Origin of the sequence: Martinezella rhizogenes, assembly GCF_027460065.1 — a bacterium.
Lineage (GTDB): Bacteria > Pseudomonadota > Alphaproteobacteria > Rhizobiales > Rhizobiaceae > Agrobacterium > Agrobacterium rhizogenes_C.
This window is the reverse complement of the sequence record NZ_JAPYZZ010000001.1, coordinates 725463-746630: the sequence shown is the minus strand read 5'-3', so window position 1 is coordinate 746630 and position 21168 is coordinate 725463. Positions and strand designations below refer to the sequence as shown.

15 protein-coding genes are annotated in these 21168 nt (G+C 59.8%); 8 read left to right on the top strand and 7 right to left on the bottom strand.

Going from position 1 to position 21168, the window contains the following annotated elements; translation table 11 throughout:
* Positions 1 to 82: 82 nt before the first annotated feature.
* Entirely contained in the window at positions 83 to 685 is a 603-nt protein-coding gene (locus tag O8B93_RS03610) for a nitroreductase family protein (RefSeq protein ID WP_269708423.1), read from the bottom strand.
* 128 nt (positions 686 to 813) lie between these two features.
* Here O8B93_RS03610 and O8B93_RS03605 point away from each other — a divergent pair, with 128 nt between their 5' ends.
* The 8 genes from O8B93_RS03605 (at position 814) to O8B93_RS03570 (ending at position 9072) form a co-directional block, all read left to right on the top strand.
* Positions 814 to 1656 (top strand): fumarylacetoacetate hydrolase family protein, encoded by an 843-nt coding sequence (locus O8B93_RS03605; RefSeq protein ID WP_269708422.1) that lies wholly within the window; start codon positions 814 to 816, stop codon positions 1654 to 1656.
* Between the two features lie 125 nt (positions 1657 to 1781).
* Complete coding sequence (locus O8B93_RS03600) at positions 1782 to 3014, top strand: polyhydroxyalkanoate depolymerase (RefSeq protein WP_269708421.1); 1233 nt, start codon at positions 1782 to 1784, stop codon at positions 3012 to 3014.
* Positions 3015 to 3083: 69 nt separating this feature from the next.
* The gene (locus tag O8B93_RS03595; RefSeq protein WP_269708420.1) at positions 3084 to 3851 is read left to right on the top strand and encodes a M48 family metallopeptidase; all 768 of its coding nucleotides are present in this window, start codon (positions 3084 to 3086) and stop codon (positions 3849 to 3851) included.
* A gap of 102 nt (positions 3852 to 3953) precedes the next feature.
* Complete coding sequence (locus O8B93_RS03590; protein WP_269708419.1) at positions 3954 to 4616, top strand: phosphoribosylanthranilate isomerase; 663 nt, start codon at positions 3954 to 3956, stop codon at positions 4614 to 4616.
* A gap of 1 nt (position 4617) precedes the next feature.
* Complete coding sequence (gene trpB / locus O8B93_RS03585; RefSeq protein WP_269708418.1) at positions 4618 to 5838, top strand: tryptophan synthase subunit beta; 1221 nt, start codon at positions 4618 to 4620, stop codon at positions 5836 to 5838.
* A 4-nt stretch (positions 5839 to 5842) separates the two neighbouring features.
* Positions 5843 to 6682 carry a tryptophan synthase subunit alpha gene (gene trpA, locus O8B93_RS03580; RefSeq protein WP_080827538.1) on the top strand — a complete coding sequence of 280 codons (840 nt, stop codon included), beginning with the start codon at positions 5843 to 5845 and terminating at the stop codon, positions 6680 to 6682.
* Between the two features lie 27 nt (positions 6683 to 6709).
* Positions 6710 to 7606 carry an acetyl-CoA carboxylase, carboxyltransferase subunit beta gene (accD, locus tag O8B93_RS03575; protein ID WP_269708417.1) on the top strand — a complete coding sequence of 299 codons (897 nt, stop codon included), beginning with the start codon at positions 6710 to 6712 and terminating at the stop codon, positions 7604 to 7606.
* 86 nt (positions 7607 to 7692) lie between these two features.
* The gene (locus tag O8B93_RS03570) at positions 7693 to 9072 is read left to right on the top strand and encodes a bifunctional folylpolyglutamate synthase/dihydrofolate synthase (RefSeq protein WP_269708415.1); all 1380 of its coding nucleotides are present in this window, start codon (positions 7693 to 7695) and stop codon (positions 9070 to 9072) included.
* Positions 9073 to 9118: 46 nt separating this feature from the next.
* Here O8B93_RS03570 and trxA read toward each other — a convergent pair whose 3' ends face one another.
* From trxA to O8B93_RS03540, 6 genes are all read right to left on the bottom strand, one after another.
* Positions 9119 to 9439: a thioredoxin gene (trxA, locus tag O8B93_RS03565; RefSeq protein WP_006311093.1), complete on the bottom strand. Its 321-nt coding sequence runs from the start codon at positions 9437 to 9439 to the stop codon at positions 9119 to 9121.
* 77 nt (positions 9440 to 9516) lie between these two features.
* On the bottom strand, positions 9517 to 13074 hold the full coding sequence (gene addA / locus O8B93_RS03560; protein ID WP_269708413.1) for a double-strand break repair helicase AddA: 3558 nt from the start codon (positions 13072 to 13074) through the stop codon (positions 9517 to 9519).
* Positions 13064 to 16249, bottom strand: coding sequence for a double-strand break repair protein AddB (gene addB / locus O8B93_RS03555; RefSeq protein ID WP_269708412.1), 3186 nt, complete (start codon positions 16247 to 16249; stop codon positions 13064 to 13066). The genes addA and addB overlap by 11 nt, the downstream gene beginning before the upstream one ends.
* The gene (locus tag O8B93_RS03550) at positions 16246 to 16983 is read right to left on the bottom strand and encodes a nucleotidyltransferase family protein (protein ID WP_269708411.1); all 738 of its coding nucleotides are present in this window, start codon (positions 16981 to 16983) and stop codon (positions 16246 to 16248) included. Before O8B93_RS03550 ends, addB begins: the two co-directional genes overlap by 4 nt.
* A 14-nt stretch (positions 16984 to 16997) precedes the next feature.
* Positions 16998 to 18509, bottom strand: coding sequence for a tRNA (adenosine(37)-N6)-threonylcarbamoyltransferase complex ATPase subunit type 1 TsaE (gene tsaE / locus O8B93_RS03545; RefSeq protein WP_269708409.1), 1512 nt, complete (start codon positions 18507 to 18509; stop codon positions 16998 to 17000).
* Entirely contained in the window at positions 18506 to 21091 is a 2586-nt protein-coding gene (locus O8B93_RS03540) for a sensor histidine kinase (RefSeq protein WP_269708407.1), read from the bottom strand. The genes tsaE and O8B93_RS03540 overlap by 4 nt, the downstream gene beginning before the upstream one ends.
* Between the last annotated feature and the right edge of the window lie 77 nt (positions 21092 to 21168).

Sequence of the window (21168 nt, the reverse complement as noted above, 5' to 3'; positions counted from 1 at the left end):
CGATTCACGTGAAACGAAACTTTAACAAAAGGCCCGGCGATTATTGATCGCCGGGCCTTTTGTGTATCTTGATTGCCTGAGATCAATCGACCTTGCCGGTAAAGCGACCTTCGAAAACCACTTCCGCAAGCGGCAGGCGCTTGCTTGGCACTTCCCGTTCCGCCAGATCGTCGGGAAGAACCGACTTGTCGGTCAGCGTGCCGATAGCGATGCCGGCTTCTACCTTGTAGCCTTCAGGAATATCCAGCGCTTCAACGATCCTGTCCTTCAGGATGCCGCCCATGCCGTGGGCGTGATACCCGAGCAGATGCGCCTGCATCGCGAGTGAAAACCAGGCGGCTCCGGCGTCGAATGAATGGGTCGCGGAAGGTTTTTTCTCGCCTTCGCGGGAGATATTGTAGCCCCGGGAAACGACGAACAGCAGCACCGAGGCATTTTTTGCCCAACGCTGGTTTCCCTCCATCAGCAGCTCCACGAAGAGTGGCCAGTCTTCGCTGTCCTTATGGGCATAGACAAATCGCCATGGCTGCAGGTTGGATGCCGAAGGCGCCCAGTGGGCCGCATCCAGAATGGTCAGCAGATGTTCCTGCGATATGGCACTGCCATCAAAGGCACGCGGAGACCAGCGATCCAGAAAGAGGGGATCGACGGGATATTCTGATTGCCGGGAATTGCTGTTCGTCACGGGCCATGTCCTTTTGATTGCCGGGAAGGAAAAGGTATTTTTCGAAACTTGGCGCAGTCAAGGGGTGACAAGTATGAATGCATCGTTCATATATGCATCACCTTGTCTGACAACCGGGAGAGAGTTCCATGAAGTTGATGCGTGTTGGCCAACCCGGCCAGGAAAAACCAGCAATCCTCGACGCGGAAGGAAAAATCCGCGATCTGTCCGCCCATGTGAAAGATATCGGCGGTGACGCGATTTCTCCCGAGGGTCTCAAGAAGGTCGCCGCGATCGACCCCGCCACCCTGCCGGTGTTGAGCGAAGAGCGCATCGGTGCCTGCGTTGCCGGTACCGGAAAATTCATCTGCATCGGCCTCAACTTCTCCGACCATGCCGCCGAAACGGGTGCCACCGTACCGCCGGAACCGGTCATTTTCATGAAGGCGACCTCGGCCATCGTCGGTCCGAACGATAACGTCACCATTCCGCGCAGCTCGGAAAAGACCGACTGGGAAGTCGAGCTTGGCGTCGTTATTGGCAAGACCGCGAAATATGTCTCCGAAGCGGACGCGCTCGATTATGTCGCCGGTTATTGCGTTTCGCACGACGTTTCCGAACGCGCCTTCCAGACGGAACGTGCCGGTCAGTGGACAAAGGGCAAGTCCTGCGACACTTTCGGCCCCATCGGCCCCTGGCTGGTGACGAAGGAAGAAATCGCCGATCCGCAGAACCTCGGCATGTGGCTGAAGGTCAATGGCCAGACCATGCAGGACGGTTCCAGCAAAACCATGGTTTACGGCGTCGCCCACGTTGTCTCCTACCTCAGCCAGTTCATGTCGCTGCACCCCGGCGATGTCATCTCCACCGGCACCCCTCCCGGCGTCGGCATGGGTCAGAAGCCGCCGCGTTACCTGAAGGCTGGTGACGTCGTGGAACTCGGCATCGAGGGCCTCGGTTCCCAGAAACAGACTTTCGTCGCCGACATCTGATCGCCAGCAGGCATTCAACGAAAAGTGAGGCGCTGGCGGGAGACCGCTGGCGCCTTAAATTTTGTGCACCTGCGAAAAGCTGCTATGGTCAAAAAAAGAGCGTGATCGCGAGGGAGGCGTCATCAGTGTTCTACCACCTCTATGAAATGAACCATGCGGCCATGGCGCCGCTGCGTGCCGGCGCCGATATGATGCGCCAGGCCTGCAACAATCCTCTCAATCCGTTGTCCAGCACGGCTTTCGGCAGAAGTCTCGACGCAGGCTTCGAGGTTTTCGAACGCCTGACGCGCCGTTACATCAAGCCGGAATTTGGCCTCGGCTCCACGGTCGTTGATGGCCAGGCTGTTGCTGTCACGGAGGAGACCGTCTGGTCGCGCCCGTTCTGCAACCTCGTTCATTTCAAAAAGGAACTCGATCCGGCCCGCCAGTCCGACCCGAAAGTGCTGCTGGTAGCGCCGATGTCCGGCCACTATGCAACCCTGCTGCGCGGCACCGTGGAAGCATTGTTGCCCTCGGCCGATATTTACATCACCGATTGGGCCGATGCCCGTATGGTGCCGGCAACGGAAGGAACCTTCGATCTCGATGATTATATCGACTATGTCATCGAGATGTTGCGGCATATCGGCCCCGGCGCCCATGTGGTTGCCGTCTGTCAACCATCCGTGCCGGTTCTGGCTGCCGTTTCCCTGATGGAGGCAGATCGCGATGAGTTTGCGCCGGCCTCCATGACGCTGATGGGTGGGCCGATCGATACGCGTATCAATCCCACTGCCGTCAACGGACTTGCCAAGGCCAAGCCGATCGAATGGTTTCGCGACAATGTCGTCATGCAGGTGCCGTGGCCGCAGCCGGCTTTCGGCCGTAATGTCTATCCGGGTTTCCTGCAGCTGTCGGGTTTCATGTCCATGAACCTCGACAAGCACATGACGGCGCACAAGGATTTTTACCTAAACCTCGTCAAGAATGACGGCGATTCCGCTGAAAAACATCGTGAGTTTTACGATGAATATCTGGCTGTGATGGATCTGACAGCGGAATTCTATCTCCAGACAGTGGAAACCGTCTTCATCGACCATGCGCTTCCGAAGGGAAACATGCTGCACCGGGGCAGGGCGGTTGATCCCGCAGCGATCCGCAGTGTCGCATTGTTCACGGTCGAAGGCGAGAATGACGATATTTCTGGCGTCGGCCAGACAAAGGCGGCCCATGATCTCTGCCGGAATATCCCCGAAGACAAACGCGCTCATTACATGCAGCCGGATGTGGGGCACTATGGCGTTTTCAACGGTTCGCGCTTCCGCAAGGAAATCGTGCCGCGCATGCTGGATTTCATCGGTAAACACCGGATGGCCTAAGGGTGAAACGGCAGGTGAGGCCGCGCATTTGCGTGGCCAAGGGATGGACGAATCGGTTATGAAGGCTTCATGTTTTCGCTCCTCAGAAAATCCCTGAAGTCGCCGGCGCCCAAAAAGGTCGCGCCGAGCCAGCGCACCGTCGCCGTTGCGGGCCGACAGGTGCCGATCACGGTCAGGGAAAACCCGCGGGCCACGCGCATCACCTTGCGCATCGAGCCGGGCGGCCGGGCGCTGAAGCTGACGATCCCGACGGGCTTGCATCACCGTCAGGTGGATGATTTTCTCGAAAGGCACCAGGGCTGGCTGGAAGGCAAACTTTTGAAGTTCAGCCCTGATGACGGTTTGCGTCCCGGTGCGACCATCGATATCAGAGGCATCGCCCACCGCATCGAACACACCGGCAGCCTGAGGGGCCTGACCCACATCGCGAAAGACGCTGATGGCGTGGCTGTTCTGAAAGTCAGCGGTGCGCCGGAGCATCTGAGGCGGCGGATTGCGACCTTCCTGAAAAAGGAAGCGAAGGCCGATCTGGAACGGCTGGTTGCCATTCATGCCCACGCTGCCGGACGGCCCGTGCGGTCCATCAGCATGAAGGATACGCGCAGCCGCTGGGGCTCCTGTTCCCATGATGGAAACCTGAGTTTCTGCTGGCGTATCGTCATGGCCCCGGAAAGGGTCATTGATTATCTCGCCGCTCATGAGGTCGCGCATCTCAGCGAAATGAACCACGGCCCGAAATTCTGGGCACTGTGTGAAAAGCTCTGCCCGCACACCAATGAAGTCAAGGAATGGCTGAAACGCCATGGCTCCAAACTTCACGCTATCGATTTCGATTGAAACCGGCGGCGTGCATCGCCATCTGGATTCACGTGAAACATTCCATCAAAAAGGGATGCGATTTGGCTCGACTCTTGTCGCATTTCATGTCAGGTCGCGGGTATGAAACCGGATATCAAGATTTGCGGATTGAAGACACCGGAAGCGCTGGAGCGCGCCGTCCGGCGTGGCGCGTCCCATGTCGGTTTTATTTTCTTTGAGAAAAGCCCGCGCAACATCGAGCCCGATATCGCCGGCAGGCTGGCGGAAGCCGCCCGCGGTGCTGCCAAGGTGGTCGCCGTCACCGTCGATGCCGACAATGATTATCTTGATGAAATCGTCGATCTCCTAAGGCCGAATATTCTGCAACTGCATGGCAGCGAAAGCCCGGAGCGGCTGCTGAACATCAAGGCGCTTTACGGCCTACCTGTGATGAAGGCGATTTCTATTCGCGATGCCGCTGATCTTGCCAAAATCGATCCCTACATTGGCATAGCCGACCGTTTCCTGCTGGATGCCAAGGCGCCAGCCGGTTCCGACCTGCCGGGTGGCAACGGCGTCTCGTTCGACTGGACCATCCTGCGCTCACTTGACGGCAGCGTGGATTACATGCTTTCCGGGGGATTGAACAAGGATAATGTCACCGAGGCCTTGGCGGAAACTAGAGCAAGCGGGCTGGATTTGTCGTCCGGTGTGGAAAGCGCGCCGGGCGTCAAGGATTTGTCCAAGATCGATGCTTTTTTCGATGTGGTGAATGATTGGTCGAAAGGCCCAAAGGGAGCTTGAAGTGAACGACGCGCCAACACCCAATTCTTTTCGTGCTGGTCCCGATGAGGACGGCCGCTTCGGCATTTACGGAGGACGCTTCGTTGCCGAAACGCTAATGCCGCTTATTCTGGATTTGCAGGCGGAATGGGACAAGGCCAAGAGCGATCCCGAGTTTCAGGCCGAACTGAAATATCTCGGCGCGCACTACACCGGCCGCCCGAGCCCGCTTTATTTCGCGGAGCGTCTCACCGCGGAACTCGGCGGCGCGAAGATTTATTTCAAGCGCGAAGAGCTGAACCATACCGGCTCGCACAAAATCAACAATTGCCTCGGCCAGATCCTGCTTGCCAAGCGCATGGGCAAGACCCGCATCATCGCCGAGACCGGTGCCGGCCAGCACGGGGTTGCCTCGGCAACCGTTGCTGCGCGCTTCGGCCTGCCTTGCGTCGTTTATATGGGCGCGACAGACGTTGCGCGTCAGGCACCGAACGTATTCCGCATGAAGCTTCTGGGCGCCGAGGTAAAGCCGGTCACGGCTGGTCATGGCACGCTCAAGGACGCGATGAACGAGGCGCTGCGCGACTGGGTCACCAATGTCGAGGATACCTATTACCTGATCGGTACCGCAGCCGGCCCGCATCCCTATCCGGAAATGGTCCGCGATTTCCAGGCGGTCATCGGCGAGGAAGCCAAGGCGCAGATGCTGGAGGCGGAAGGTCGCCTGCCGGATCTGGTCGTTGCCGCTGTTGGCGGTGGCTCCAACGCCATCGGCATCTTCCATCCTTTCCTCGACGACAAGAATGTCCGCATCGTTGGCGTCGAAGCCGGCGGCAAGGGTCTTTCGGGAGACGAGCATTGCGCCTCGATCACCGCCGGTTCGCCGGGCGTGCTGCATGGCAACCGCACCTATCTGCTGCAGGATGAGGATGGCCAGATCAAGGAAGGCCATTCGATCTCCGCAGGCCTCGACTATCCCGGCATCGGGCCTGAGCATTCCTGGCTGAACGATATCGGCCGCGTGGAATATGTGCCGATCATGGACCATGAGGCGCTGGATGCCTTCCAGATGTTGACCCGCCTCGAAGGTATCATTCCGGCGCTGGAGCCAAGCCATGCTCTGGCCGAAGTCATCAAGCGCGCGCCGAAGATGGGCAAGGATGAAATTATCCTTATGAACCTCTCCGGTCGCGGCGACAAGGATGTCCACACCGTCAGCAAGTTCCTAGGAATGGATGTATAAGATCATGACTGCACGTATGGACAAGCGCTTTGCCGATCTGCGCGCTGAAAATCGCCCGGCCCTGATCACCTATTTCATGGGCGGCGACCCGGATTTCGAAACCTCGCTTGGCATCATGAAGGCATTGCCGGAAGCAGGCGCCGACGTTATCGAACTGGGCATGCCGTTTTCCGACCCCATGGCGGATGGCCCGGCCATTCAGCTGGCCGGCCAGCGCGCGCTGAAGGGCGGACAGACGCTGAAGACAACACTCGATCTCGCACGCGAGTTCCGCAGGCAAGATAATGCAACGCCGATCGTGCTGATGGGCTATTATAATCCGATCTATATATATGGCGTCGAAAAGTTCCTGGACGACGCGCTTGCCTGTGGCATCGATGGCTTGATCGTGGTCGACCTGCCGCCGGAAATGGACGATGAACTCTGCATTCCGGCGCTTGCGCGCGGCGTCAATTTCATCCGTCTCGCCACACCGACCACGGATGGCAAGCGCCTGCCTGCCGTCCTTAAAAATACCTCAGGTTTCGTGTATTACGTCTCGATGAACGGTATCACCGGTTCAGCGCTTCCCGATCCCTCGTTGATCTCCGGCGCTGTCGGTCGTATCAAGGCGCATACGGAACTGCCGGTCTGTGTCGGTTTTGGCGTCAAGACGGCCGATCATGCGAAGGCGATCGGCGCCGTGGCGGATGGCGTGGTGGTGGGTTCCGCCATCGTCAACCAGATTGCGGGCAGCCTGACCAAAGACGGGCAGGCGACCGCCGACACTGTGCCGGCCGTTACGACGCTGGTAAAAGGACTTTCAACGGGCGTGCGTGCATCGCGCCTCGCCGCTGCGGAATAAGCGCGCGGCCCAGTCAGGAGTAGACAGTTGAACTGGATCACCAATTACGTTCGGCCGCGGATCAATTCCATGCTTGGCCGCCGCCCGGAGGTTCCGGAGAACCTGTGGATCAAGTGCCCGGAAACGGGCGAGATGGTCTTCCACAAGGATCTGGAAGACAACAAGTGGGTCATCCCGGCTTCCGGTTACCACATGAAGATGCCGGCCAAGGCACGCCTTGCCGATCTTTTTGATGGCGGCGTCTATGAGGCACTGCCGCAGCCGAAAGTGGCGCAGGACCCGCTGAAATTCCGCGATTCCAAGAAATACACCGATCGCCTGCGCGACAGCCGCGCAAAGACCGAGCAGGAAGATACGATCCTTGCCGGCGTTGGTCTTCTGAAAGGCCTGAAGATCGTCGCCGTCGTGCATGAATTCCAGTTCATGGGCGGCTCGCTCGGCATTGCCGCCGGCGAAGCCATCGTCAAGGCTTTCGAGCGCGCCATTTCCGAGCGTTGCCCGCTCGTCATGTTCCCTGCATCGGGCGGCGCCCGTATGCAGGAAGGTATTCTGTCGCTGATGCAGCTGCCGCGCACCACGGTTGCGGTGAATATGCTGAAAGAGGCAGGCATGCCCTATATCGTGGTTCTGACCAACCCGACCACGGGCGGTGTCACGGCTTCCTACGCCATGCTGGGCGACGTGCATATTGCCGAACCGGGCGCGGAAATCTGCTTTGCCGGCAAGCGCGTCATCGAGCAGACCATTCGCGAAAAGCTGCCAGAAGGCTTCCAGACCTCGGAATACCTGCTGGAACACGGCATGGTGGATATGGTCATCGATCGCCGCGAAATCCCAGACACGCTGGCCAATATGCTCAAGATCATGACCAAAGCGCCTGCTGACAATGCAAACGCCGTCATTCCGCTCGCCGCTTCGGCCTGAGGAAAAAAATATGTCGCCCGGAGGCATAAACTGCCTTCGGGATGATGCTATACGTTGCCTGATCCAATTGTGGGGGTGGCGGACAGATGGCAAGCAAAACGCCTGAAAGGCGAACGGAAGACATGACGAAGCCCGCGATCGGTGAGGCCGAAAAGATCATTGAAGAGCTGATGCAGCTTCACCCCAAGGGGTTTGATCTTTCACTCGACAGAATTTCCCGTCTTCTCGAAAAACTCGGCAATCCGCAAAACAGAATGCCGCCGGTGATCCATGTGGCAGGCACCAATGGCAAGGGTTCGGTCAGTGCCTTTTGCCGGGCTTTGCTGGAAGCGGCCGGACTTCCTGTTCATGTCCATACCAAGCCGCATCTCGTCAACTGGCATGAGCGCTATCGTCTCGGCGTTGCCGGCGAGAGGGGCCGCTTTGTTGAAGACGCTGTCTTCGCGGACGCTCTGCGTCGCATCGAAGTTGCGAACGATGGGCAGAAGATCACCGTTTTTGAAATTTTGACGGCTGTCATGTTCCTGCTTTTTTCGGAGCATCCCGCTGATGCCGCGATCGTTGAGGTTGGATTGGGCGGCCGCTTCGATGCGACCAATGTGATCAATAACCCTGCCGTTTCCATTATCATGCCGATTTCGCTCGACCATGAAGCCTATCTCGGCGACCGCGTGGAGCTGATCGCCGCCGAAAAGGCTGGCATCATGAAAAAGGGTTCGCCCGTCGTCATCGGCCATCAGGAATATGATGCGGCGCGCGAAACGCTCGTCGCCACGGCCGAGCGGCTTGGTTGCCCGGTCTCCGTCTACGGGCAGGATTTTTCCGCCCATGAAGAATTCGGCCGCATGGTCTATCAGGATGAGTTCGGCCTGGCAGATGCGCCTTTGCCGCGTCTTCCCGGCCGCCATCAGCTCGCTAATGCTGCCGCAGCGATCCGTGCCGTGAAAGCAGCCGGTTTTGAGGTGACGGAACGGATGATCGAAAAGGCCATGACCTCAGTGGAGTGGCCCGGCCGTCTTCAGCGCATCCTGACCGGCAAAATCGCTGAGATCGCCCCGAAGGGTGCGGAGATATGGATCGATGGTGGTCACAACCCCGGCGCGGGCGAAGTGATTGCCGAGGCCATGGCAGGTTTTGAGGAAAAGACGCCGCGCCCGCTCTTCATCATCGCGGGCATGATCAATACCAAGGATCCGGTGGGTTATTTCAAGGCATTCGCCGATATCGGCGAATATGTCTTCACAGTGCCGATCGGCGGCACAGATGCGGCGATCGACCCTGTCGTGCTTGCCCATGCCGCCTTTGACGCCGGTCTGGTGGCAGCGCCCACATCGTCGCTGACCCATGCGCTGGAGGAGCTGTCGCGCCGTGTGGATCCCGAAGGACCACCGCCGCGCATCCTGATCGGCGGATCGCTTTATCTTGCCGGAAACGCCCTTGCCTTCAACGGCACGGTTCCCCAATAAAAAAACCCGGCGATGATGCCGGGTTTTTCATTCCATCATATGATCTTTAGGCGGCGCTGGAAATCCAGGCGGAAAGCGCTGTCTTGGGAGCAGCGCCAACCTTGATATCAGCCACTTCGCCGCCCTTGAAAATGGCGAGCGTCGGGATCGAGCGAACGCCAAACTGGGCGGCCAGCTCCGGGTTTTCGTCGATGTTGAGCTTCGCAACCTTGACCTTGCCGGCGAGCTCGGAGGAAATTTCCTCAAGGCTCGGCGCGATCATCTTGCACGGACCGCACCATTCGGCCCAAAAATCCACCACGACGGGTTCGGCAGATTCGAGGACTTCAGACTGGAAGTTGGCGGCATCGACTTTTACGGTAGCCATATCTGGCTCTCCTTTCAGTAAATCTTTTCCGCTATCGATGTGATGCGGGCGCGTCGAAATTTCAATGCCCCGGTATCTCACTTTGTCTTTATTGCGGCAAGGGCCTCTGCCATGGCATCGTCGCCAACCCGCACAAAAGCGGCATTTTCCGTATAGATCAGCGCGCAGACAAATTCCTTGCCTGGATAAAGTGGTGCCAGAATTTCGCGATAGATCGCAAGCTGCGCGACGTGCGAGAAGGGAATCTCGCGTGCCTCGCGCGGCGGCACGCGGTTCGTTTTGTAGTCGATCAGGATGACCCGATCACCCTCCACCGCCAGCCGGTCGATGCGCCCGGAGACAGCATAGTGCTGCCGGCCGAGGGTCATCGTGCCCATGATCGACACTTCTGCACGGCTATTGGCGGAAAAGGCTGGCTGTACCGCCGGTTCGGAGAGGACCCGCAAAACCGCGTGGATCAAATGTTCCCGCTCAGTTGTGGGCCAGAAACGCGCTGCGCGCTCGGCATAACGCCGGGCCGCCTCTTCCCGCTCGCTTTCCGCAAAATCTGGCAGGGCTTGCAGCATGCGATGCACCAGCCGGCCCCGTTGCAGGGCAAGGCTGGAAACCTCGGCCTTTTCCCCGAACAGCGGTGAGCGCACGGCCAAATCATCCGCGCCGTCATCAATGATGGTGCCGGCGCCCGAAGGGCTGAGTGGCCTCGGCAGGGAGGGCAGGGCAGGCAGCGGCGTGAGGAGGCCGGGCGGAAGCGTGTGGTCTTCTTCCTGCTGGGGTTCTGCGGGCTTGTGCGGTGCAGGTGCTGAGCGTGCTTCGGACTTACGCCAGACAAGCCCCTGCCATTCCTCGCCATCAGCGCTGAACAGCTGCGGCTGGCAATGATCCTGATTATCCGTAAGCGCGGCCTTTACGATAGCATGCCAGCATTCGGGGTTTTCTTTCTGGCCACGATAACCGCAAACGACCAGATGATCGGCGGCACGCGTCATCGCCACATAAAGCAGCCGGCGATATTCATCTTCCGCCGCCGTCTTCAGACGTTCCTCATCGGTGCGGATAAGATGATTGGAAAAACCACTGCCGGGCAACCAGACCGGAAAGGCATCGCCGTCCGCTTCGATGAAGCGCAGTTTCGGCACATGGCTGTGGTTGAAGGCTTTCGAGCCGCCATCGACGACAAATACCACCGGTGCTTCCAGCCCCTTGGAGGCATGCACGGTCATGATGCGCACTTCGCCGCGATCCTTGTCCTGCTCGCGCTTCACTTCCGGTGAATCGGTCTCCAGAACCGAGAGAAAAGCCTGAAGACCCGGCAGGCCGGTTCTTTCGTGATCCAGCGCAAAGGACAGGAACTCGTCGAGAACGTCGCTCGCCTCGTTGCCAAGCCGGCCAAGGAATTTTTTGCGACCGTCGTGCAGGGTTAGAACCGCCGCGAAAAAATCATGCACCGTGGCGGTTTTCGACAGTGAAATGAAATGCCGAAGTTTGTCGGTAACGATGGATAGACGGCTGGTTTCTTCGCCCGAAAGGACTTGCAGCCTCTGCCATACACTCTCCGTCTCGGATCGCGTCGCTGCAATCTCGAAGACATCGTCTTCCGTCAGGTTGAAGAGCGGGCTCTTCAGCAGGGCCGCCAGCGAAAGATCATCCTCCGGCAGCACCACGAACCGACCGAGCGCCAGAAGGTCCTGTACGGCAATGTGATCGGTCAGGCGGAGGCGGTCGGCACCGGCGACGGGAATGTTCTTGCGCCGCTTCAACTCCCGGGTCAGCGCGTTGACGAAGGCAGCGCGTTTTCTGACAAGCACGAGAATATCGCCGGGCTCGACGGCGCGCTCCACGCCCTTTTCAATGATGGTTTCATTGCCGATCATATCGGCAATGCGTGCGGCGATACGCCGGGCGACGATGGTGGCCGGCGCGCTTTCCCGCAGCGCATCGAAGGGGGCCGTCCAGTCCTCTTCATCTTCGGTTGTTTCCGGTGCCACCATATCCCACACTTCCACGGTGCCGGGATGGCCGGCGCGGTTGGAGCGGTGTTCTACGGGCTCATTGTCGGCGCTGAGGCCGCTCGCATTTTTCGGGTCCGAAAAGACCTGGTCGACGGCAGCCAGCACATCTTCGGTAGAACGGAAGGAGAGTGGCAGGCGGATGCGGTGGAAGGCTTGCTCCACCTGATCGACACGCCTTTTTGTCTCATCGCGCTCCTGCGAGAACCGTTCCGGCCGCGCACCCTGAAAGGAATAGATCGACTGTTTTTCGTCACCCACGGCAAACAGGGTGCGTCGCCCCATGCGGGCGCTTTCACCGTTGAAGAAATCCGCCGCCAGCGACTGGATGATCGACCATTGCACCGGGCTGGTATCCTGCGCCTCGTCGACCAGAATATGGTCGATGCCCTGATCCAGCTTGTAGTGCACCCAAGCGCCTGCCGTATCGCGATTGAGCAGATTGGCGGCGCGTTCGATCAGGTCTTCGAAATCAAGCTGGCTACGTTGCTTTTTCAGGTCTTCGAAATCGCCGATTAACCGCTCGGCCAGCACAAGGGCACTTTTTGTTGCCGCCAGCATGCGCACCAGACGATAGCGATTGCGGCAGGCCACGACATGGTCCCGCGCCAGCGTCAGCGCATCAACGAGATCAGGTGCGGATTTCTGCATGCCCTTGTTGATGACATAGGCGTCCGATTTTTTCTCACCCTTGGCCGTCAGCAACGCGGCCTCGATGAATTCCATCCGCCGCACCGGGTCCACCTGCCGCTTTGCTTCCCGGAGCGCATAAGCGACCTCGATGACACGTGATCCACCCACCTCATCGGCAAGCGTGAGGTAGGTGTCTAGCGCAAGCCCGGAAAGACCGGGCAGGGGCCAGAAGGTCTCAGCCGCTGTTTCCTCGGTCTCCCCGGCGGCAATCTGCATCTCCTGCCGCAAACGAACATCGAGGCCGCCCGACTGTTTTGCCTCGTGCAGGAAGGTGCGAAGCGCGCTGCGATTGGCGATGATGGCGGAAAGCAGCGCTTCCAGCCCGCTTTCGTCGGCAAGATCGAGCACATAGGCAAGCGCCTGCGCCAATTCCGTGTCGCCCTCGGTGGAAACCGCCGTCAGAAGCGAACGGCGCGCCTCGGCCAGAAGAGTAGTGGCGGCGCGATCGTCGAGAACCGAGAAATGGCCGGCGACATTGGCCTCTAACGGAAATTGGTGCAGCAGGGCTTCGCAGAAAGCGTGAATGGTCTGGATTTTCAGCCCGCCCGGGGTTTCCAGCGCCTTGGCGAATAGCCGCCGTGCTTCGGCGAGCTTGATGCGATCCGGCACCTTGCCTTCGATGGCGGTGATGCGATCCTTGAGATCGGAATCCGGCAAAGTTGCCCATTCCGCCAGCCGGTCGAACACGCGGCTCGACATTTCCGATGCTGCGGCCTTGGTATAGGTGAGGCAGAGGATCGCCGAGGGGCGGCACCCGGCCAGAAGCAGGCGAATGACGCGCTGGGTCAGCACATGGGTCTTGCCGGAGCCGGCATTGGCCGACACCCAGGCGGAACTTGCGGGATCGGAGGCAAGCCGCTGCCGGGCGCTGGTCCAGTCGATCCAGCTTTCAGGCGTATCGGCGACAGGTCCGGCGTCGAAGGCATCAATCGTCATCGCCGTCTCCCGGTTCCGCTGTCGACCATTCCGAAACTCGGGCGAGGTGGTCATATTCGCCCCCATAGGACTGCTGTTCTTCAGGCACCAGCCGTGAGGCGAAACCGTTTTCACCTTCGCGCAGCGAGCGCACGAATTTGGCAAGCTGGTCGATCGATTCCGTCGCCAGTTCAATGGCGGATTTCGGCGATCTTTTGCCGCTTCGACTGGAATGTTCGTTATTCACCTGATCGGCAAAAAAACGCTCGCCGGGCCGCAGGCGCACATAGATGAGATTGTCAGGCGTGGGTGAACCCGTTTCGCGGAAGGCGCCGCGCATCAGTGCCGCTGCTTCCAGCGCCAGCTGCGGGTCGAGCAACGCCCGCGCCTGATTGACTGATGGTGCAAGACCGGTCTTGTAGTCGATAATATCCGCCTGGCCGCCTGTCTTGATGTCGATACGGTCGGCGACGCCGGTCAGCCGTATGCCCGCCTCGGCGATCTCCTGCCCGGCCCGTGCTTCGAAAAAGCTGCGGCGGATGGAGGGTTGCCGTTCCTTCTCCCAATCGATGAAGGCGCGGGCCACCGCCGCAAAACGCGGACGCCAGATGACATCCACATGCACAGGCAGGTTTTCCGCGTCGAAACAGTCGTCGAGAATGCGTTGCATCGCCTCAAGCGAGGCCGGTGTGCCGGGAATATGCCCCTCACGGGAATAGCGCTCGATAATCCTGTGATAGAGCGTACCGCGATCGGCAGCGTTCGGGTCGCGGTTGAACGGGTCGAGCGGGTCGAGCTTGAGGATGCGCCGGGCATAGATCGCATAGGGATCCCGCCGCAGCCGCCCCACTTCACTGAAGGAGTAGCTCTTCGGCTGCAGATCAGCGGGCGGTTTGGGGGCAGGGCGCTTTGCCGTCTCCTGATCGATGCTTTCATCCATAAGACCTGCCCAATGGCGATAGGTCTCGCCGCGTCTCCTCAGTTGTTCGGCGAAATTCTCGCCACCCAGAGCCAGGAGCCTTTGCAGCCACCGGGAGGCGACGGCGGGGGTAGAGCCCTGCCTCAGCGCCCGGGTGTAAAAGATCTGCCGGGTGCCGTTCGCCATCTCGAAATCATGCGCCAGCTGGCCTATGCGCCGTTCCGGCGGCTCCAGCCCGATGGCAGTCTTCATGCTGCGGGACAGAAACGGATTATTCGCCGTCTGGCCCGGCCAGAGCCCTTCATTGAGACCGCCGATGACGACGGTGTCGACGCTTTGCAGTCGCGCCTCGAGCGCGCCGAAGATGAAAATGCGCGGATGACGCATGGAGCGCGGCTTGATCGATTCGCCTGCCACCAGCGCTGCAAAAATATCGATCCATTGCGGCCCGTCCGCGTCGAGGATCTCGCCGCTCTCCATCAGTTCGGCAAAGAGGCTTGAGAGTTTGTCTCCCGCCTCGCCGGACCATAATGCCGCCAGATCATTGCTGTCGTCGGCGCAGATGGCCTCGATCACTCGGCCTGTCCGCCCCGCCCAATCGGAAAGCGGCAATTTATCGGTGAAGGCGCGGCCTGAACGGTCACGACGGATGAAGGCGGAACCGAGCGGCTCCGTGGCAATGGCGATCCGCCGCGCGAGATCGCGGGCCGCATCAACGCTTCCCTCCGGCAGCGCCACCCGCCAGGCGGGCGGGTGCCTGTCATTGCGCTGGGCCAGAAGCTGCGTATCGAGAACCGCTTCGAGATTGCTTATTTCGGTTTCGACGCGGCCGCCGCGCAGGGCAATCAGCTCCAGTGCTTTCGAGGCCTTGGTAAAAGCATCGTCGGAAAGCCCGAAGCGGGCGAGGGGATGCTTCAGAAGCGAAATGATTGGCACCGGGTCTCCGGGCCTGAGAATGGCTTCCAGCGCCAGTTGCGTCAGCCCTGCCTGCGGCGTGGCGGAAAGCGGCGTACCGGCCGAGTCGTCTGCTTCGATGCCAAAACGTTGCAACTCTGTCGCCACCCGCCGCGCCAATCCGCGGTCGGGTGTTATCAGCGCCGCCTGAGACGGCCGACCAGGACCAGGAGCCTCCAGTGCCAGCCGGAGCGCTACCGCGATGGCGGTCGCCTCTTCACGCTCGTTCGCGGACTCGATCAACGTAGCCGCCGCGAAAGCCTCTTCGAAAAAGCCGGGATCCCTGTCTTCGCGCCAACGGTTCCAGTCGCTTGTGGACTTGGCAGGTGCGAGTGCGGCCGAAAATACGGCCGCCCGTTTTTCCAGATCAGTATCGAGAGCACCGATCTGAACCACCTCGTCCCGGAACATGCCGAGCTTCTGCAGCAGCATATAAAGCCCATATTGCGAATGGGTGCGGCTCGAAGGATCGGTGGGGTCCTCGGCAATCGCCTGCCATTGTTCTTCCGGCATGGCAAGATCGAGCCCAGGAAGCACCACAGTACCCTGCGGCAGGGCGGCAACGGCGGCGATGAGATCGGCGGCGGCCGGAATGGAGCCGGTCGAACCTGCCACGATGATCGGCCCCGTATCCGGCAGGTTGGCAAGCCGGTCCGCCTCCGCCCGCAGGATGGCGTTGCGATGCCGGCCCGCGGAGGAACGGTTGAGTTCGACAAGTCGCGCCGGCCAGAAGACACTGGCGATTTTCAGGAAATCCGCCGTCAGCTGCCACCATTGCGCATGTTCGCCGGTATCGAGATGCTGAAGCGCTTCCCAGTCCTTTTCTTCCGTATCCATCGCGTCGATCACCTCGCCGAGCGCACGCGCGAGCCAGATGGCATCCGCGGGGCTGGCAGGGGCGACAAGCGGCGAATCCGAATGGATCGCCCGGATGGCGTCGGGCAGGCTGTTGCGCCAGGCGAGGATGAGGCGCGCCAGTTCGATCTGCCGGCCGGTGCCGGAAATCGGCGGCGCCAGATCCATGATCTCAGGATTTTCGATATCGAAGAAACCGCTATCGCCATCCGTTTCACCGAGAGGCCGGATCAGCGGCAGAATGGCGGATCGGCCGCCCAGAAGATCGACGAATTCGGAGCGCAGCACACGGGCGGAGCGCCGCGTCGGAACATAGATCGTCACGCTCGCAAGCGAAAGAGGATCGGTCGGATCATATCTATAGCCGGCTGTCAGCCGCCCGTCACACAACGTTTCCGCGAGCGTTTTGAGGAACGGTGTTCCCGCAGCGATCGTCAGGACGCGCTTTGCGTGGTGGGTGAGCGTCATGCGAAATGTTTTTCCCTGAATTGCCGGATGATGCTTTCCGCATCGTCAATCGCGTCAGGTGTCCCCACGGTGATCCAGTGGCCATCCAGCGACAGCCCGAAAAGCCGTTCTTTTTCAATGGCGCGGTCGAAATAGATATTGAGGTTGAAAGCGTCTGCCGGCGCATCACGAAGCAGCCGCGAATCCATGGCGATGGCGCCGGCATAAACCACGGGGTTTGCGTCACCGTCGCGATACCGCGCCAACTTTCCGTCACCCCCGAGGTTGAAATCCCTCTTGCCATTGTGGCCGGTGGTGCGATCCATGTCGACGCAGAGCAGCGCCATGTCCATGCGGGCCGGATCGAAAAAATGCGCAAGCTTGCGCAGATTGCTGACGGCGTTCGATTGTTCACCGATCCAGAAAAGATCGGCATTCATGACGAAGACCGGGCCGGGCTCCAGAAGCTTCAGGCCTTTGGCGAGCCCGCCACCGGAATTCATCAGTTGCGTACGTTCATCGGAGATCAGAATTTCCGCATCGGTGCGATGTCCAAGGTGCGCGATCATCTGTTCGGCATGGTGATGCACATTGACGACGATGGTCTCAGCCCCGGCTTCGACAAGGGCGTCGAGTGCGTAATCGATCATCGGCTTGCCGGCGATCTTGACGAGCGGCTTCGGGATCGTGTCGGTGATCGGGCGCATCCGCGTGCCAAGCCCGGCGGCCAGCACCATCGCGTTTTTGATCGTCATTATGGTCAACCGTGTTAGTCGTTAAAGTCCATGCCCATGCGGACACACCATTCTCGGAGTGGCGCGAGTTCGGGATGCGAAAGCGCGTCAGCGAGATAACGGAACGTCCTCGGCATATGTTTCATATAACCGGGTTTCTTGTCCCGTTCCAACAGCCTCACCCAGATACCGGCAAGCTTGCAGTTGCGCTGCGCCGACATGATGGCGAAAGCCTTGAGGAATGTGGCCTCATCGAAGGCAGGGGTGGTTTTTCTGCTGTCGAGATAATGCGAAAGCAGGCGTGTCTGCAATTCGGGGGAGATGGTAACCCGCGCATCCTGCACGATGGAAGCGAGATCATAGGCCGTGGGGCCAATCATCGCGTCCTGAAAATCAATCAGGCCGACTTGGCCGATGCCGCTGTTCTGCGCCTGCCAGAGAATGTTTGGCGAATGGAAATCGCGCAGCAGAAGCCCTGTTTCGCAGCCGGCGAGCGCATCGATCAGGCCGTCCCAGATGGCGAAAAAATCCCGTTTCTCGCCATCGGTGAGCGGTGCGCCGCGTTTATGGGGCAGATACCATTCCACCAGCAGCGAGACTTCGATCTTCATCGCCTGCCGGTCGAATGAGGGGAGTTCATAGGTGCCGCCATCGCGCATCGGCAGCGATGCGGGGCGCGGTGTCTGGTGGAGTGCAGCGAGGGTGGCGACGCTCCGCAGGTAGCGTTCATCAATCGGTGCGCCATCTGGCTGGAGAACGCCTTCGTTGCCAAGGTCCTCCAACAGGAGAATGCCCTGGTCGATATCCGCAGCCAAAATCTCCGGCGCGCAGAAGCCGCTGTCTCGCAGGTAGTCGCCGATCGCCACGAAGGAGCGCGCATCCTGGGCAAGATGGACGATCTCCGCATAGGTCTTGCCATCCGCAACGATTGCTCCCTTCATGGGACGCCGCCAGTCCATCAGAATAAGCTCTGGGCCATCGGTGGAAACCGTTTCATAGGCGCGTGTGGAGGCATCGCCGCTCAGGAAACGGCGGGTCGCATCGCCTCTGCCGTTTTTCGCCAGGAATTCACGAATGGCGAAAACACGGTCAAGCCGTGCTTTCTGTTGTGGGGGAGCCTCTATCGTAGCCACGCGACCTTCACCCGAATGCGCCAGCCGCAGGGTAATCGTCTGTTCCGCCGGCAGAACCTCGGCGGCGATGTCGGGCCATTCGATCAGGCAGATGCCGTCCTCCAGCATCTCGTCAATGCCGAGTTCGTCCAGCTCCGAAACATCCGAAAGCCGGTAGAGATCGAGATGAGCGACGGGGATACGGGTGGCATAGGTCTGGATGATGGTGAAGGTGGGGCTTGGAACCTCAAGATCTGGCTCATCCGCCATCGCCCGGATGAAGGCGCGGGCGAGCGTTGATTTGCCCGCGCCGAGATCGCCGATCAGAGCCAGGCAATCGCCGGGTTTCACGGCCAGGGCAAGGTCTTCACCGAGCCTTATGGTGTCCTTTTCTCCCGAGAGCGAAATGGTGATCGGCAAGATGTCTTCGCTCATTCTGCGGCGATGGAGTGCGGCCGTGAGCCGGAAGGAATGCGGCAGGTGACGATGGTGCCGTTGCCGGGCCGGCTGTCGATGCTGACGGTGCCGTGATGGAGGCTGACGAAGCTTTCGACAATGGAAAGGCCAAGCCCCGCACCGGTCCGCCGCCCGCCATTGCCACGCGTCGCAAAGCGGTCGAACACCGATTTCAGCATGTCTTCGGGAATGCCCGGTCCCTTGTCCGCAACGGAGAACACAAAGTCACCCTCGCTGCGCTGACAGGAGAGCTGCACGGAGGAACCTTCGGGTGCGAAGTTGATGGCATTGGTCAGGAGCTTGATAAGGATCTGCTTCAGCCGCTGGTGGTCAGCGACGAGACTGCCGAGATGGGCAGGCGCGACGATCTCCAGCGAAATGCCGCTTTCCTGCAGCCGGTCGGCGATCTGCACCGAAACGTCGTCAAGCAGCTCGTTTAGATCATTATCCGAATAATTAAGCTGCATGATACCGGCATCGACGGTAGCGAGATCGAGAATGTCGTTGACGATGGTCAGGAGAACCGAAGAGGAGGTGGAGATATGGTCGAGATATTCCGCCTGCCGTTCCGTCAATTGGCCGATGCCGGGCGTCTTCAGGAGATCGGTGAAGCCGATGATATTGGTAAGCGGCGAGCGCAGTTCGTAGGACACATGCTGCACGAAATCGTTCTTCAGCTCATCGGCCTTCAGGAGCGCGTCGTTCTTTTCCTTGAGCGCCCGCTCGGCGCGCACGCTGTCCGTCATGTTGACGAAGGTCAGCATGGTCTGCGCGTCGGGCAGCGGAATGATCGCATAATCAAGTACGAGACCGGAAAGCAGCTCCAGAGTGCCCTGTCGCGACGGCCGTTCGTCATCGAAGCTGGTAATGAACTGGCTGAAGGCGCGCCAGCCATCCGACCCGTCATAGGATTGAGCGCAGGCGGTTTCGATGGCGCGAATATGCGTGCCCGTTTCCGCCTGTTCGGCGGTCACACCCCAGAGCGCCCGGAATGCCGGGTTCGACAGGCGAATGCGCCCGTCTGCGCCGAACACGGCGACACCTTCGGCCAAATGGTCGATGGTTTCGCCCTGCACCTTCACCAAGGTGTTGTAGCGCATCTGCAGGTCGACCTGCTCGGTCAGGTTCTCGAAAACCCAGGTCGCGCCACCTTGCGGATGGGCCGTGGCGATGACCCGCAGGGTCTGGCCGTTGGGCAGATGCCACAGATCCGTCTTGGTATCGAGCGAACGGTAGACGGAAAGCGCCGTCTCCTTCCAGTTCTTCCAGTTCAGTTGCTCGGGCAATTTGCCGGCACTGCGCAGCCTGTCCAGAAGCTCGGAATTGTCAGGGCCGGATTCCAGGAAAACCAGATCGAAACCCCACAGGCTGGCAAAAGCCTGATTGTAGAATTGCAGCCGCTGCCGGCCATCGAAAATGGCAACGGGCGTTGCCAGATGATCGAGCGTTTCGGCGTGGCTTTTCAGAACTCGCTTGAGTTCCTCGCTGATGGTTTCGGCTTCGGTAGCATCGATGGCGATCCCGGCAGACCCGCCTGCCGTCTTGATATCAACGACGTCAAAGAAGCTGCGATTGCCGGAAACGACTGTCGAAATGCGATCATGATAGGGCGATTCCGGCGTGGCGGCCGCGCGTATCTTTTGTCGCGTGACGGTGTTCAGAAGTTCGCGCTTCTCCTGAACGGCCTGCTCGGCATTGCGCGCATCCACCGCATGGGCATAAGCGTGGTTGACCCAGATGAGTTCGCCTTCGCCATTGCGACGCCAGACGGGCTGTTCGATGGAATCGAGAAGTTCCTGAAATGTCGATACGGAGGCAAGCAGACGCTCACGCTCCACCTGCAATTCGGCGAGTTCGGCACGCAGATTGTTGAGCGCGATGAAGCGCGCAAAGGCATTGCCGCCGGAAACGCGTCCCTGAACTTCAATGACTTCACCGCGCTGCGTCTCGATGGTCAGATCGAAGCTCTGGGCGTGGCTGCGCAGTTTTTCGATGGATTTTTCAAGCTGGCTCGCGGATGCCGGTTTAAGCCAGCGGCCGAATGCCAGAAAATCCTGGTCCGCCTGCGGCACGCCGGTCTCGGCCGGCAGCTGTCCCAGAAATTCCGGGCGTTTGTCCGCGCCGTCCCAGATGACGATGCGGCGACTCCTGTCCGAAATCAGCGCCTCGTATTTCGCGATCTTGTGGTGGGATTGCGCAAGCGCCTGACGGTATTCGCTACTTTCCGCCTCGATATTGCCGCGCTGGCGCACCAGCCAGACGACGGAAAACAGCGTTGCTGAGAGCATGCCGACGAAAAGCGAATAGGTGATGGTTTCTCCGGACGAGAAGAGCCGCGCGCTGGTCTTTGCCACAAGGCCATCCTGGGCCATCGCAACGGTCGTCGAGCCGGTGAGAACCGTACCCGAAAGCAGGACATGCGCCCGCGAAAAGCCGGTCCGGATCGCACGGATTGCCAGCCGGTAACGCTCCAACACCTGCGCGCTCAATGCCACGCCCGCATGCGTGTTTTCAACGCGCTGAACTGTCTGCTTGCGCAGAGCTGAATTGTGAACCGTCATCCCCGGTCTGTCTCCGTCCTATGTGCCGCATCTTCGACAAGACATCCCATTTCGTCCGCGCCGCCCTTTGGCGTGTC